The organism is Actinomyces johnsonii (assembly GCF_006546835.1).
GTDB lineage: Bacteria > Actinomycetota > Actinomycetes > Actinomycetales > Actinomycetaceae > Actinomyces > Actinomyces johnsonii.
In genome coordinates this window covers 164,975-178,874 of sequence record NZ_VICB01000005.1, presented here as the reverse complement: position 1 = coordinate 178,874, position 13,900 = coordinate 164,975, and the positions used below count along the sequence as shown (strand labels likewise).

Annotated in this window: 14 protein-coding genes; 2 read left to right on the top strand and 12 right to left on the bottom strand. The window is 69.5% G+C overall.

The genetic code is table 11. The features are described from left to right. Positions 1–17 precede the first annotated feature (17 nt). Positions 18–830, bottom strand: a complete 813-nt coding sequence (locus FK256_RS05545) for a 16S rRNA (uracil(1498)-N(3))-methyltransferase (RefSeq protein ID WP_141423996.1) — start codon at positions 828–830, stop codon at positions 18–20. 60 nt (positions 831–890) lie between these two features. On the opposite strand from FK256_RS05545, the gene FK256_RS05540 reads away from it, so the two are divergent. After that, positions 891–1,700, top strand: coding sequence for a YggS family pyridoxal phosphate-dependent enzyme (locus tag FK256_RS05540; RefSeq protein ID WP_141423995.1), 810 nt, complete (start codon positions 891–893; stop codon positions 1,698–1,700). Positions 1,701–1,734: 34 nt separating this feature from the next. On the opposite strand, the gene dnaJ is transcribed toward FK256_RS05540, so the two are convergent. Together dnaJ and hrcA are read right to left on the bottom strand one after the other, a co-directional pair. Continuing rightward, positions 1,735–2,859, bottom strand: coding sequence for a molecular chaperone DnaJ (gene dnaJ, locus FK256_RS05535; protein WP_021605975.1), 1,125 nt, complete (start codon positions 2,857–2,859; stop codon positions 1,735–1,737). Between the two features lie 104 nt (positions 2,860–2,963). After that, a complete protein-coding gene (gene hrcA, locus FK256_RS05530) occupies positions 2,964–4,046 on the bottom strand; it encodes a heat-inducible transcriptional repressor HrcA (RefSeq protein WP_021605974.1) in 1,083 nt (360 codons plus the stop codon). A 182-nt stretch (positions 4,047–4,228) separates the two neighbouring features. On the opposite strand from hrcA, the gene FK256_RS05525 reads away from it, so the two are divergent. After that, positions 4,229–5,326 (top strand): DUF3097 domain-containing protein, encoded by a 1,098-nt coding sequence (locus tag FK256_RS05525; RefSeq protein ID WP_141423994.1) that lies wholly within the window; start codon positions 4,229–4,231, stop codon positions 5,324–5,326. A gap of 41 nt (positions 5,327–5,367) precedes the next feature. Here the strand turns inward: FK256_RS05525 and FK256_RS05520 are convergent, their stop codons facing one another. The 9 genes from FK256_RS05520 to trmB form a co-directional block, all read right to left on the bottom strand. Further along, positions 5,368–5,982, bottom strand: a complete 615-nt coding sequence (locus FK256_RS05520; RefSeq protein ID WP_141423993.1) for a VOC family protein — start codon at positions 5,980–5,982, stop codon at positions 5,368–5,370. Between the two features lie 77 nt (positions 5,983–6,059). Further along, the gene (locus FK256_RS05515; RefSeq protein ID WP_141423992.1) at positions 6,060–7,481 is read right to left on the bottom strand and encodes a sodium:proton antiporter; all 1,422 of its coding nucleotides are present in this window, start codon (positions 7,479–7,481) and stop codon (positions 6,060–6,062) included. Between the two features lie 134 nt (positions 7,482–7,615). Continuing rightward, positions 7,616–8,656, bottom strand: coding sequence for a ferrochelatase (gene hemH, locus FK256_RS05510; protein ID WP_141423991.1), 1,041 nt, complete (start codon positions 8,654–8,656; stop codon positions 7,616–7,618). Between the two features lie 157 nt (positions 8,657–8,813). Continuing rightward, entirely contained in the window at positions 8,814–8,999 is a 186-nt protein-coding gene (locus tag FK256_RS14560; protein WP_244936175.1) for a hypothetical protein, read from the bottom strand. Continuing rightward, positions 8,996–9,445 (bottom strand): hypothetical protein, encoded by a 450-nt coding sequence (locus tag FK256_RS05505; RefSeq protein WP_244936173.1) that lies wholly within the window; start codon positions 9,443–9,445, stop codon positions 8,996–8,998. Before FK256_RS05505 ends, FK256_RS14560 begins: the two co-directional genes overlap by 4 nt. Before the next feature lie 263 nt (positions 9,446–9,708). Beyond that, positions 9,709–9,954, bottom strand: coding sequence for a hypothetical protein (locus FK256_RS05500; RefSeq protein ID WP_244936172.1), 246 nt, complete (start codon positions 9,952–9,954; stop codon positions 9,709–9,711). A 343-nt stretch (positions 9,955–10,297) separates the two neighbouring features. Next, positions 10,298–11,575 carry a radical SAM family heme chaperone HemW gene (gene hemW / locus FK256_RS05495; protein WP_141423990.1) on the bottom strand — a complete coding sequence of 426 codons (1,278 nt, stop codon included), beginning with the start codon at positions 11,573–11,575 and terminating at the stop codon, positions 10,298–10,300. After that, positions 11,572–12,888, bottom strand: a complete 1,317-nt coding sequence (locus FK256_RS05490) for an MFS transporter (protein ID WP_141423989.1) — start codon at positions 12,886–12,888, stop codon at positions 11,572–11,574. The genes hemW and FK256_RS05490 overlap by 4 nt, the downstream gene beginning before the upstream one ends. Then, positions 12,885–13,895: a tRNA (guanosine(46)-N7)-methyltransferase TrmB gene (gene trmB / locus FK256_RS05485; RefSeq protein WP_076136521.1), complete on the bottom strand. Its 1,011-nt coding sequence runs from the start codon at positions 13,893–13,895 to the stop codon at positions 12,885–12,887. The genes FK256_RS05490 and trmB overlap by 4 nt, the downstream gene beginning before the upstream one ends. Between the last annotated feature and the right edge of the window lie 5 nt (positions 13,896–13,900).

The window sequence follows — 13,900 nt, the reverse complement described above, 5'->3', positions numbered from 1 at the left end:
CAACGCACTCGCTCGTCTCACTCCCACAGCCCGCTGGTGTGGGCGAGGACGGCCAGGGCGACGGGGCCGGCTGAGGCGGTGCGCATGACGTGGGGGCCCAGCCGCACCGTCATCGCCCCGGCAGCCTCCAGGGCCGCCGTCTCCTCGGGGCTGATACCGCCCTCGGGGCCAACAACGACGGCCAGCACCAGCGGCGCCGCCCCCGGGGCGGGCAGGCGCATGGACTCCATCGCGGTGCTGATCGGTGTGCCCGCCTCCTCGTGCAGGACCAGCACCACTCCCCCGTTCTGGACCGTCTTCCCTACCCAGTCGACCAGCGCCCGGGTGTCCCGGACCTCCTCGACCTCGGGAACGCGGGCGCGCCGGGCTTGCTTGGCGGCCTGGAGCGCCGTGGCCTGCCAGCGCTGGCGCCCCTTGGCCTGCTTGACCCCCTGCCACACGGACACGCAGCGCTCGGACTGCCAGGGAAGAACCAGCTCCGCCCCGACCTCGGTGGCGGTCTCGACGGCCTGCTCATCGCGCCCGCCCTTGGCCAGAGCCTGGACGAGGGTGAGCCGCAGCGGAGGCGCCGGCTCCTCGATCCGTTGCAGGACCCGCACGGCCAGACGATCCTTGGCCCCGCCGACGCCGGCCCCGGTCACCTCGCACATCAAGCGTAGGCCGGTTCCGTCAACGAGGTCCACGTGTTCCTCGGAGCGCAGGCGCCGCACGGTTACGGCGTGGCGGGCCTCGGGTCCGGTGAGCATGAGAATGGTCCCGGGCTGGGCCGACGCGGGGGCGTCGGCGGGTTCGATGGTCTTGGGGGTGAAGAGGAAGACGGGTGCGGTCACGCCCCCAGCCTACGGGCGGTGTCGAACCGGCGGCCGCTGCCGGTGCTAGCGTCGGATAACATGACCGATCCCTCAGCCGCCTCCCGCTGCCCGCAGTCCCCGCCCACCACTTCGGCACCCGCATATACCACCGCCGTCACGGTGGAGGACTTCCACCGCAATCTGGCCGCCATCCGCGCCCGGATCGACGCCGCCGCCGAGCGCGCCGGCCGGGATGCCGCCGAGATCCGTCTGCTGCCGGTCTCCAAGACGGTCCCCGAGGAGCGCCTGCGCACTGCCTTCACCGCGGGCATCACCCAGATGGGGGAGAACAAGGTCCAAGAAGCCCAGCGCAAAAGCGAGAACCTGGCGGATCTGGGCATCTCCTGGTCGGTCATCGGCCACCTGCAGACCAACAAGGCCAAGAACGTGGCCGCCTTCGCCGACGAGTTCCAGGCACTGGACTCCCTGCGCCTGGCCGAGACCCTCGACCGCCGTCTCCAGGCGAATGGGCGAAGCCTGGACGTCTACGTGCAGGTCAACTCCTCGGGCGAGCCCAGCAAGTTCGGGCTGGAACCGGCCGACGTCGCCGCCTTCCTCGCCGCGCTGCCGTCCTACTCCTCGCTGCGGGTGCGCGGGCTCATGACGCTCGCCGCCCACACCGACGACGCGGCGCGGGTGCGCGAGTGCTTCCGCATCATGCGCCAGCTGCGCGACGCCGCCCTCCAGGCCGGCACCGTCGGCGACGGGCTGCTGTCCATGGGGATGAGCGGCGACTTCGAGGCCGCCATCGAGGGCGGCTCCACCTGCGTGCGCGTGGGGCAGGCGATCTTCGGGGCCCGGGCCACCCCGGACTCCCACTACTGGCCCGAGTCCCCTCAGACCAAGTAGCCGCAGGCAGGAAACCGGGCTGCGGGCCGTGTCCTCAGCGCCCGGAGAAGCGCTCCTTGAGCTTGCCCATAACGCTGGAGTCGCGCACGGGCTCGACGTCATCCTCCCCGCGCAGGCGGGCCAGCTCGGCCAGCAGCTCGCGCTGACGGTCGTCCAGGCGCGTGGGGGTCTCCACGACGATGGACACGTGCAGGTCCCCGCGGCCCTTGCGGCGCAGACGCCCCACGCCCAGACCGTCGAGCACGACCTCATCCCCGGGCTGGCTGCCGGCCTTGACGGTGACGTTCTGCTCGCCGTCGAGTGTCTGCAGGGGGAATACGGCGCCCAGGGCGGCCGCGGTCATGGGCACGCGCAGCTCGGTGTAGAGGTCGTCACCGTCGCGCTCGAGGAACTCGTGCGGCTTCTCGTGGATCTCCAGGTAGAGGTCGCCGTTGGGGCCGCCGGCCGGGCCGGCCTCGCCGCGCCCGGACATGCGGATGCGGGTTCCGGTGGACACCCCGGCCGGGATGGAGACCTCCAGGTCCTGGCGCACGCGGGTGCGGCCCTCGCCGGAGCAGTCCTTGCAGGGGGTGACGATGACGGTGCCGTAGCCTTGGCAGCCCGGGCACGGCGAGGAGGTCATTACCTGCCCCAGCAGGGTGCGGGTCATGCGCTGGACGTTGCCGACGCCGTTGCACTGCGAGCAGGTGACCGGCTCGGTGCCGGGCGCACAGCACGAGCCCCCGCAAGCGGTGCAGGTGGCGTAGGTATCGATCGGGATGGAGCGGGTCGCCCCGAACGCGACGTCGGAGAGCTCCACGTCCACGGCCACGAGGGAGTCCTGGCCGCGCCGGGCCCGGGAGGCCGGTCCGCGGCTGGCCGCTCCCCCGCCGAAGAAGGATTGGAAGATGCCGCCCAGGTCGCCGAAGTCGGCGCCGGCGAACCCTCCGCCGAAGCCTCCCCCGCCACGCACCGCGTCCTCGCCGCCCAGGTCGTACATCTGGCGCTTGTCGGCGTCGGAGAGGACCTCGTAGGCGGTGGAGACCTCCTTGAACTCATCCTCGTGGCCGGGACCGGCGACGTCGGGATGCAACTGGCGGGCCTTCTTGCGGTAGGCCCTCTTGATCTCCTCGGAGGTGGCGTCGCGGCTGACGCCGAGGACCTCGTAGTAGTTGCTCACTGCGTTCTTCCTTTACGGCTACGACTTTTGCGGTGGATGTCTGGGAATGTGTGGTGAAGCGCCTGACTGAATGACTCCGCCGGCGGGTTCGCTCCGACCGGCCCTCACGTCTCCGGTGGTGACAGGAACCTGGACAGGTAGCGGGCCACGGCCCTCACAGCGGTCATGGTGGCCGGGTAGTCCATGCGGGTGGGGCCGATGACGCCGAGGTGGGCGACGGCCTCGCCGCTCCCCGGCCCGTAGGTGGTGGTGACGACGGAGGCCTCGGCCAGGGCGTCATCGTTGTTCTCCGAGCCGATGCTCACGCGCATCCGGTTCTCACCGGTCGGGGCGTCATCGGCGGTGAACAGCCGCAACAGCACCACCTGTTCCTCGATGGCGTCCAGGAGCGGCCCCAGGGAGGAGAAGTCCGGGGTGGAGCGGGCCAGGTTCGCGGTTCCGGCGACGACGAGCCGCTCCTCGGCGTCGGGGCGCAGCGCGGCGATGAGTTCGTCGGCCACGGCATCGAGTAGGTGGCGTTCGTCGGCGGTGGCCTGCTCGGCCAGGGCGGCCAGGATGGGGCCGACGTCAGCGGCCCGATTGCCCACGAGGGCTCCATTGAGGCGGGTGCGCAGGCGTTCCAGGACGAGGGGGTCGACGACGTCGGTGACGTCGAAACCCCCGTCGCGGCGGTTACCCGCGGCGGTCCGGGTCCTGAGGGTCACGGTGCGCTGGTCGACGCGTCCGGTATCAGTGATGATGACCAGCAGGATGCGCTCGGGTCCCAGGGCGACGAGCTCGAGGTGCTGGAGGGCAGCGTATCTGAGGCTGGGGTACTCGACGACGGCGAGCTGGCCGGTCAGCTGGGCCAGGGCCCGCACCGTGCGGGCCACGACTTGCTCCAGGTCGACCGCTCCGGACAGGAGCGCGGTGATGGCGGCGCGCTCGGGGGCGGACAGGGGCTTGATGCGGGCGACCTCGTCGACGAAGAGCCGGTAGCCCTTCTGGGTGGGCACGCGTCCGGCCGACGTGTGCGGCTGATGGATGTAGCCCTCATCCTCCAGGGCGGCCATGTCGTTGCGGATGGTGGCAGGGGACACACCCAGGCGGTAGCGCTCCACGAGGGCCTTGGAACCCACGGGCTCGCGGGTGCGCACGTAGTCGGTGACGATGGCGGACAGGACCTTGAGACGTCGGTCGTTGGCCATGGGTCCTCCTCTCCCTCGTCAGTGCCGGGACACGATCGATGCCGCTGCGGGCGCGGTGCTGGTGCACTGCCGCCCGCACGCCGGTGCGAGCCGGCGAGCGATTAGCACTCACCCCGCGTGAGTGCCATCCTACGCCGTGGTCCGGCGGGTCCAACGCCGCAAGGCCGTGAGTTTCCCCTACCGTGCCGAGGGTGAACACGCCCGCCCCGTACCGCTCCCCCGTTCCCGGTTCGACCGCCGCCCGCCGCGCCGCTCTGAGGGCGCGTGCCGAGGCCGAGCAGCGGCAGCAGGCGCAGGACGCCCCGGCCGGCTCGCGCTCCCGCATGGCGCCTGTGGCTCGCGGTGCGGCTGTGAATGGGACCGGGCCTGCTGCCCGGCGGCCCTCGTCGAGCGACCGCTACGGCGGGGACGTCCTGTCGGTGAACCCGCACCGCACGGGCCCCAGCGCCGTGCGCCCGGAGTCAGTGCATGTGCCTGTGACGCCGGGCCTGGTGGTCGAGGACCGGCAGACCGGTTTCGTCGGCGCCGCGGTGGCGGTGGAGAAGTCCGGTGGCCAGCACGTCGTGGTCCTGGAGGACCGTCACGGCACGCGACGCGGTTTCGCCCTGGGACCCGGGTTCTGGATCGATGGCCGCCCCGTCATCCTGGATCCGCCCGTGGCGCGCAAGCGCGAGCCCGCCGGCCCGGTCAGCGCCGCAGGGAGACGGTTGACGGCGTCGGGCTCCTACGCCGTCGAGGGCGAGCGGGCAAAAGTGGCGCGCGCCTCACGCATCTGGGTGGAGGGCAAGCACGACGCCGAGCTGGTGGAGAAGGTGTGGGGCGACGACCTGCGCCACGAGGGCGTCGTGGTCCTCATGCTCGACGGCGTCGACAACCTCGAGGAGGTCATGGCCGACTTCGGCCCGGGACCCGAACGGCGAGCGGGAGTCCTGGTGGACCACCTGGTGGCCGGTTCCAAGGAGTCGCGGATCGCCCAGCGGGTGGCCGAAATGCCCGGCGGGGAGAACGTGCTGGTCCTGGGGCACCCGTACGTGGACGTGTGGCAGGCGGTCAAGCCAGCCCGGGTGGGCCTGGAGCACTGGCCGGAGGTTCCGCGGGGCATCGATATCAAGCACGGGACGCTGGAGGCCCTGGGCTGGCCGCACGCCACGCAGGCCGACGTCGCCCGGGGCTGGCAGCGCATCCTGGCCACGGTTCGCTCCTACAAGGACCTCGAGCCGAGCCTGCTGGGCCGCATGGAGGAGCTCATCGATTTCGTCACCGCCCCGGGCACGCGCTGAGGCCCTTCAAGACTCTGACCGCAGTCCACTCACAGGGGTTTTCATAGGACGCTGTCGTCGTCGAAGGTCACCTTGATAGCCTGACCGGGCTCCACGAGCTCGAGCTGCTGGTCGTCGCCCAGCCTGAGGACGGTGCCCCGCTTGTGCACGGGCAGCGGATAGGCGACGCGGGCGATGGAGCCGATCCCGTTGGGGTGGGTGAACTCCTGAGGCCTGGGCTCGGTGCTGAAGTGGCTCATGAGGAACGGCAGGTCGACGTCGTGGGGAAAGAAGACCTCATAGCGCAACTCCCGCCCACGGGGGTCCACACGCTTGGTCTTGATGCGCAGGCCTTTGCCGTTCAGCAGAGCCATCCCCTCCTCCAGCTCGGAGTTGTCGCCCTCCAGGCACAGGCCGCACAAGCCCTCGGGGCCGCGATCCCAGGACAGGAAGCGGCGGGCGACTCCCCCGCGCGGTCCCAGCGAGAGCAGGCGCCCCAGGAGCGGCGGCATTCCCGTGCGCGCCAGAAGTTCCAGATAGGGGCCGTGGGAGAAGTAGATGAGCGCGTTGTACGGCCTCTTGACGGTGCCGTACTCGACGGCGAAGCCCTTGGCCTCGAAATCGGCCACGGCCTGAGAGAGGTCGTTGACCTTGTAGATCACATGTCCCAGCTGCACGCGCTCAGGCTACGCATGCGCAAGGCGCGAGGAAACCCGTCTCGCGCAGGCCATAAGACAGTAGGCAGGCAGCCGGGTCAGTCGCCGCCGCCTTCGGGCTGGTCGGCCAGGACAAGGCGTCTGGACTGGGACAGCAGGCGGGCATCGAGCCCCAGGATCGCCGCGGTGAGCGCCCCTCCCAGGACCTTCCACAAGATGCCCGGGGCGATGAAGAGCAGGACCATGGCGGCGATGACCGGCACCAGGTGCTTCATGGCGCGGCCCACGTAGCCGCCGAAGCTGGGCATCTCAACGCCGTCGGACTCGGCCACGGACTTGACCATGAAGTTCGGGCCGTTACCGATGTAGGTGATGGCGCCGCACAGGACCGCTCCCAGGGAGACGGACACCAGGTAGAGCTCGGGGACCCCGGCCACGTTGTCCCCACCGGGGTGTGCGACCTGCCCGGCCATCTCGAAGAAAGTGGCGTAGGTGGGGGCGTTATCCAGGACGGAGGAGAGCCCGCCGGTGAAGACGAAGAAGGTGACCTCGTTGAGCGGCAGCGAGCCGGCCACCTCGTCGAGGTAGTGCAGGGCCGGAATCATGGTGAGGAAGATGCCGATGAACAAGATGGCGACCTCGGCGATGGGGTCCCAGGTGAATTGGTTGTCCTTGAAGCGGACCTCGCGGCTGCCCAGGAAGTAGGAGCATGCCGCGGCGGCGAGCATGATGATCTCGCGCACGGGGATCCAGTCGCCCGGGGCGGCGTGGCCGGTCTCAATGGCGTGGACGTCGACGGAGGGAGCGAAGGCGACGGCGGCGATGATGGCGGCGAAGAAGACGAAGTTGAGTGAACCCTTGAGGCCGAGGGGCTCGATCTCGGTGTCGTCGTCATGGACGGCCTTGGCCGGCTCCTGGGAGTAGTAGTAGGAGTCCAGGGCGTAGTAGCTCACCAGCAGCATGGCGTTGACGAAGAGGTACTCGCGCAGGAGGTTGAAGGTCCAGGTGAAGGGCACTCCGCGCAGGAAGCCCAGGAATAGGGGAGGGTCCCCCAGGGGTGTGAGGAGTCCGCCGCAGTTGGCCACGATGAAGATGGTGTACAGCACCGTGTGCACCCGGTAGTGGCGCTCCTTGTTGGTCGCCAGCAGGGGCCGGATGAGGAGCATGGCGGCGCCGGTGGTGCCCACGAAGGAGGCGATGACGCCGCCGATGGCCAGGAAGATCGTGTTGTTGCGGGGCGTGGCCCGGATGTCACCCTTGAGGAAGATGCCCCCGGAGACGACGAAGAGGGCCAGCAGCAGGCAGATGAACTGGAAGTACTCGACCACGGAGGCGAAGACGACCTCCCAACCGCCGAGGACCCACATCCAGGCGGCCACCGGCACACCCAGGCTCACGGCGACGAGCAGCTGGCTGGAGTGCTTCTCCCACCAGTGAGCCGTGGCCGGAATCAGCGGCAGGACGGCGATACAGGCGAGCATGCCCGCGAAGGGCAGGACGGACCACCACTCAAGATGCACGGCGACTTCCTCACAGAATCGGGGTTGTTTACGTCACCATACCGTCCCGGGCATCAGTTTCCCCGGCGAGAGCCTGTGGTCTCTCGTGCTGAGACCGACCTTCCGGGCCGATGCCGCAGTGAGGCAGGCCGGGCTCAGATCCAGCCGGCCAGCACGTTTCGGGCCTGTTCAGCCAGGGTGGCGATGGCGCCCTCGGAGTCGTTGCCCCAGGGGATGTAGTGGAAGCTTCCGCCTCCGGCAGTGGTGAAGGTCTCGCGGTTGAGCTGGTTGATCTCCTCGAGGGTCTCCAGACAGTCGGAGAAGAAGCCGGGGCAGATGACGTCGAGACGCGGGCAGCCTGCGCTCCCCAGCTCGCCGACCGTGTCGATGGTGGCCGGCCCGATCCACGCGGCGGGCCCGAAGACGGACTGGAAGGTGAGCTGGGCGAGCCCGTCGGGCAGATCGAGTCGGCGCGTCAGGAGCTCAACGGTGCGCTCGCACTCGGTGCGGTAGGGATCTCCGGCGTCGTGCATGGCTTGGGGGATGGAGTGGAAGGACAGAAGGAGGTGCTCGCCGGCAGCAGGGTCGGGACGTCCATGGATCTTCCAGTGCTGCTCCAGGGCCGTGGCGAGGGCTTCGATGTAGGCCGGGGAGGCCTCGAAGGAGCGGATGGTACGCAGCTCGGGCTGGTTGCGGGAGGCGAGGATGAAGCGGGCGACCTCGTCGATGACGGTGCCCGACGCGGAAGCGGCGTACTGCGGGTAGAGGGGGACGACGGCGATCCGGCGGCAACCGGTGTCCATGAGATCGCCCATGACGCGGCGCAGGGACGGCTGTCCGTAACGCATGGCGATGCGGACCTGAACCGATTCGCCGAGCTCATGCTGGAGCAGCTCGCCCTGGCGCTCGCTGTAGTGCATGAGCGGCGAACCGGAGCGGCCCACTTGGTCGGGACGCCAGATGGTGGCGTATTTGGCGGCCGAGTCCCGTGGACGCACCCGTAGGACCACGCCCTCCAGGACGGGACGCCACAGCAGTGGGTGCATCTCGATGACGCGGCGGTCGGAGAGGAACTCCCGCAGGAAGAATCGGACCGCGGTGGGGCTCGGTTCGGCCGGGGTGCCGAGGTTGGCCAGAACGAGGGCAGGACGCTCGTCCACGGCGCGCGGGTTCGGGGCGGCGGGGCTCGATGGCACGAAAGTCCTTGGGGCGGGCAGATGGTTGTCGAGAATGACGGCAACGGCCGACGTCGGACCTCACTCTAGCCGAGCCGGTGCGCCCTTCCGACCTCGAAAGCACTCTGCGCCCCGTAGGCCGGAGCATGCGGGGCGCAGACGGAGCACGAAAGCAGAGTCAACGGATGACGTCGTAGCCCTGGATGCGCACGTAGGAGTAACCGGTCATAAGCACGACCAGCGGCATCGTCACGATCCAGCCGAAGACCGTGATGACGCCGACAATGCTGAGGCCGGCACCGGTCAGAGCGAAGGGGAGGAGCTCGCCGACATGGCTGGACAGGGTGTTCCATGAGGCCCTCATTCCCTCGATACCGTCCACCCCCTTATCCACGGTGAAATAGACGGAGTAATATAACAGGAAAAGAACAATGAACATCGGAACAACACACAAAAGTATTCCGCAACCATAGCAAGCGTGCTTAGAAATGTCGCCAGAAGACCCGCAACCAAGTTCGGGAAAGAAAAAAGGTCTCCCCATTCCAGAGGCCGTCCGGAGGCAACCTTAAGCGACATGTTGGCACACACGATGGGGGCGAACAGCCCGGCGACGAAGGAGACAACGCTACCGACCGAGCTGCCGAGGCCGACACCATACTCCTGATCATTGATCGTGAAGTGGGCATCGAATCCGCCCGCCGAAAGAATATTCCACAAGCCGATTCCAACCACGAGAATAAGGGCATTCTCCTTGACCTTCGACCAGGCCCAGGACAGACCGTCGCCGATACTCATCGGCACGCCGCCCATGACACCTCCTGGATAGGGCGGCACGCCTCCCCCGGCACCCGTGCCGGGCTGGAAGCTGTAGCCGGGCGGCGGGCCATAGCCTGGAGAACCTCCTGGCTGAGCTCCGTAGCAGGGTTGCGGACCATAACCCGGAGCGCCCCCAGCCTGAGGGTTATCACCGGGTTGGGAACCGTCGCCTGGGTAACCTGGAGGGTGCGGAGTATTTATTCCACCAGTTTGCCACAAATCCCTGACACTACATTGAAAACATCACCGCGAAAACATCACTGCATCAGCTGGGGCAGGCCTTGAGCGGCCCGTGCCTGTTGGATCGCCGCAATGACCCTTTTCCTGCTCCACGTCACGAACTCCAGGTCGCCTCCCCTCGCGGTTGAGATGACGACGGTGACGTGGAGGATGAAGACCTTGGGGCGTGCAGCAAGGATTTCAGCCACGGGGACACGCAGCCGGCTTCGGTCTCTGTTGAGATTCATGGGGTGAGGCTCGAAAATGACCTCCGTGGTGGTCACCAGGAGACGTCCCCCACGCGCCACGCGGCCCCGCGCGCCAGTGAGGACGGCGGGCAGCGAAATGAACCGCTCAAAAGCAGAAGCAGGCCGGTCGAGATGATTCGCAGGCACCTTGAGCAGGACCTGTGCGTCAGGTGTCATTGTCACAGCCGTCGCCCTTCGATTCCGTCTAGGTATTGACCTACCGTCAGCTTACTGGATCACCCGCTCAGCGTGATGGATAGAACTGCCCCGCAGCACACGGATTCGCTCCTCAAGAGCAGACGCCCTCTTAAGGACCGCTCCACTCCAGGCCGCCCCTGGGCTGGGGCCATCCCGTCTGCTGCGGTGTCTGAGCGCCGACTTACTGGGTCAGGGCGCGGGTGACAGTGTCGGCCATGAGGCGGCCGCGCAGGGTGAGAACCGCCCGGCCCCTCATGGCAGCGCCGGCGTCGAGCAGCCCATCGGCCACGAGACCGGCCACGACGGGCACCAGGTGCGGCGGCGTGGCTCCGGTGCCGTCGGCCGAGTTCGCTGACGGGCCGTCTGCGAGACTCGCCAGCGCGATGCCCTCACGCAGGCGGATGCCCAGCATGATCCGCTCCAGCTCGCGCGAGCCCGCGTCGATGACCTCGTGTCCGGCTACGGGCAGGCGGCCGGCGGCGATCTGTCCTGCCCAAGCCACCGGGTGCTTGGTATTCCACAGGCGTACGTCGCCCAGGTGGGAGTGGGCTCCGGGTCCGGCACCCCACCAGTCCCAGTCGAGCCAGTAGGCCCGGTTGTGGCGGCACTGGGCGCCCGGGCACGCCCAGTTGGAGATCTCGTACCACTCGTAGCCGGCCCGCCCCAGGGCGGCGTCGGCCATTTCGTACTTGGTGGCCTCGTCGTCGTCCTCGGGCATCGGCAGCTCTCCGCGACGGACCTGTCCCCACATCCTGGTGCCTTCCTCGATGACCAGGGCGTAGGCACTCACGTGGTCGGGGCCGATCTGGGCCACTGCGTCCAGGGAGCGCTGCCAGTCCTCCAGGGACTCCCCCGGAGCCCCGTAGATAAGGTCCAGGGAGGTACTCAGTCCTGTCCGCCGCGCCCATTCGACGACGCGGGGCACCCGGGCGGGCTCATGGGTGCGCTCCAGGACTTTCAGCACGTGGGGCACGGCCGATTGCATCCCGAAGGAGACCCGGGTGAAGCCGCCGCGGGCCAGGACCGCCAGGCCCGCCTCGTCCACGGAGTCGGGGTTCGCCTCTGTCGTCACCTCCGCGTCCGGTGCGAGCCCGAAGCACTCGCGCACGAGGTCCAGCATTCTCACCAGGTCCGAGGCGGGCAGCATGGTGGGGGTTCCCCCGCCCACGAAGACGGTTTGCGCCCGGCGCACCGGCAGACCCGCAGCGTCCATGGCGCGGCGCGTAGCGCGCAGCTCGCCGGCGAGTGTGCCCACGAAGTCCTCGGCCGAGGCGCCCCGCCCCATGGACAGGTTCGTGTAGGTGTTGAAGTCGCAGTAGCCGCAGCGCACCCGGCAGTAGGGCACGTGCAGGTATACCGAGAACGGGCGCTCGCCCCCATCTGGCGCGGGCGCGGCCACCTGCGGCGGCAGCTCTCCCGTCCCCGGCAGGGGATCGCCCACGGGCTGGGCCGGACTCATGCGGTGCCACCGCGAGCATCGGCCTGTTCATCGCCCTCCAGGACATCGGCCGGGACGGTGCGTTCAGCTCCGGCCGGCTCACCCGCGCGAGCCGCGATCTGGGCGCATACGGTCATGAGCACCAGGACCGCCGTCACCACGGCGAAGGGAATCACCCAGCCTCCGCTGCGCCCGTGAATCCAGCCCATCACCACGGGTCCCACCGCGGCCACGCAGTAGCCGGTTGTCTGGATGAGAGCGGTTGTCCTGCGGTTGTCATCAACAGACTCCGAGCGGCGGATGACCAACGTGAACAGGGCGGCGAAGAAGGCGCCCTGTGCGATGCCGGAGAGCATGCAGGGCACCAGCCAGAAGCCGGGGGCCACCACGAGGCAGACCGGCAGCGTCAGCCAGCAGGCGCAGATGACGCCGAGCACCCGGCTCGCCGGCCACCGCAGCGCCTCGAACATCACCGGGACCAGCAGCGGCCCCACGATCCCCAGCAGGGAGAACACGGAGGCGGCCGCGCCAGCGCCCGCCTCACTCATACCGAGCTCGTCGGCAAGGGCCGTAGGCAGCCAGCCCGAGACCGCGTAGTAGGAGAAGGTCTGGGCTGCGAAGGCCACGGCCATCACCCAGGTCAGGGGGCGCCTCCAGACGGCGGCGCCCGCCGACGTCGTCGGCCGGGCCAGGGCCCGCTCCGTCACCCAGGAGGTCATCCCCGCCCGCTCCCGCAGACTCTGGCGGGGCGCCGGCCTGCCGGGCGGGAAGACCCACAGCCACAGGACGCCGGCCAACAGCACCGGGACCGCGGTCCAGGCGGCGGCCGAGCCCTGCCAGCCGATGACGAGGGCCAGCGGCACGGCAAGAGCCGTGGCCGCCGTGACGATGACGTTGCAGGTCGAGGAGTACAGGCCGGTCATCAGCGCCGTGCGGTGCCAGAAGTCGCGGCCGATGACCATGGGAGCCACCAGGTTGCCCACCGTCAGCCCCGCCCCGATGACGACGGTTCCGGCGAAGGCCGCCCAGGTGGTCCCGGCCGAGCGCAGCAGCGCCCCAGCCAGAGCCATTCCCAGGGTGAGCAGACCCGCGGCGTTGACGCCGACGCGGCGCACCACGAGTGAGGCCAGCGGCGTGAGCAGCCCGAAGCACAGGATCGGCACCGAGGTCAGCGCGCCGCGCGCCACCTCCCCCATACCCAGATCCTGCCCCAGACGCGTCAGCAGAGGCGGGATGACCCCGACCGGCGCCCGCAGAACCGCGCAGAAACCCAGGAAGCCGACAACGATGACCATAAGCCAGGCGCGGCGGGGCAGCCCGGCGGCACCGCTCACAGCTGATCCGTCGCGTGCAACAGGCCGTCGCCGCGGCCCTCTCGCAGGCGCCAGGGTTGGGACTCCAGCTGGTCCCAGGCCTGGCCCTCGACCTCGAGACGCTCCAGCATGGAGGCACCCCGTTCGGGGATCCAGGCCACCTCGGTGCGCACGGCGGTCAGGTCGCGGATCGTGCGCCCGGCATCCAGGCCCCGCTGCTCGAACCGGGTCATAACCCGCCCCTCGTAGCGGGGCGACCAGCCGCCGCGCACGCCCGCCGGGGAACCAGGGTCCAGGCCGTTGCCCAGACTCCCCTCCTCGGCGGTCTCGGCCCCCAGATCGGGGCGGGCGCCGGCGTCGTCGTGCCGGAAGTAGGGCAGGGTCGCGTCGGGGCGCAGACCGGTGGGCAGCGCCGCGACGTCCTCGATGACGTCGCGCATCTGCCAGGCGTAGTCCGCCCAGTCGGTGGCCAGACGCCACACGCCGCTGGGGCGCAGAACGCGCGCCACCGAGTCGGCGAAGGCGGTGGTCACCAGACGGCGTTTGCGGTGGCGGGGCTTGCGCCAGGGGTCGGGGAAGAACACCCACACCTCGCTGGCGCAGGCCACCGGCAGGGCCGTGGCCAACAGCTGGGAGGCGTCGGCGGGAACGACGCGCACGTTGTGCAGGCCCTGCCGGTGAATGGAGGTCACCAGTCGGGCGATCGCGGTCTCCCATACCTCCACCGCCAGGTAGTCCGCACCCGGGTGGGCGGCAGCGTGAGCCAGCAGCGCCTCACCACTGCCCGAGCCGACCTCGACGATGAGGGGGCGCACCTGCCCGACGTGTCCGAAGAGTCGGTCCGGCTCCAGGCGGAAGCTCGGGGACACGGTGCGCACGGCGTCGGCCCGCGGCACGTTGACGACGTAGCGGGGCCCGAGCTCGGCCAGGGCTTCGGCCTGGACGGGGCGCAGCCTGCCGCCGGCGCGCGAGAAGGAACGCACCCGCGAATGGATGGCGTGGGAACGGGGCGGATGGTGCTGAGCCATGCGGG

Bases quoted from the DNA above. Each gene is read 5' to 3' on its own strand.
- trmB (WP_076136521.1), bottom strand. From the start codon at position 13,895: ATGGCTCAGCACCATCCGCCCCGTTCCCACGCCATCCATTCGCGGGTG.
- FK256_RS05505 (WP_244936173.1), bottom strand. From the start codon at position 9,445: ATGGGCGGCGTGCCGATGAGTATCGGCGACGGTCTGTCCTGGGCCTGG.
- FK256_RS05540 (WP_141423995.1), top strand. From the start codon at position 891: ATGACCGATCCCTCAGCCGCCTCCCGCTGCCCGCAGTCCCCGCCCACC.
- hrcA (WP_021605974.1), bottom strand. From the start codon at position 4,046: ATGGCCAACGACCGACGTCTCAAGGTCCTGTCCGCCATCGTCACCGAC.
- FK256_RS14560 (WP_244936175.1), bottom strand. From the start codon at position 8,999: ATGAGGGCCTCATGGAACACCCTGTCCAGCCATGTCGGCGAGCTCCTC.
- hemW (WP_141423990.1), bottom strand. From the start codon at position 11,575: ATGAGTCCGGCCCAGCCCGTGGGCGATCCCCTGCCGGGGACGGGAGAG.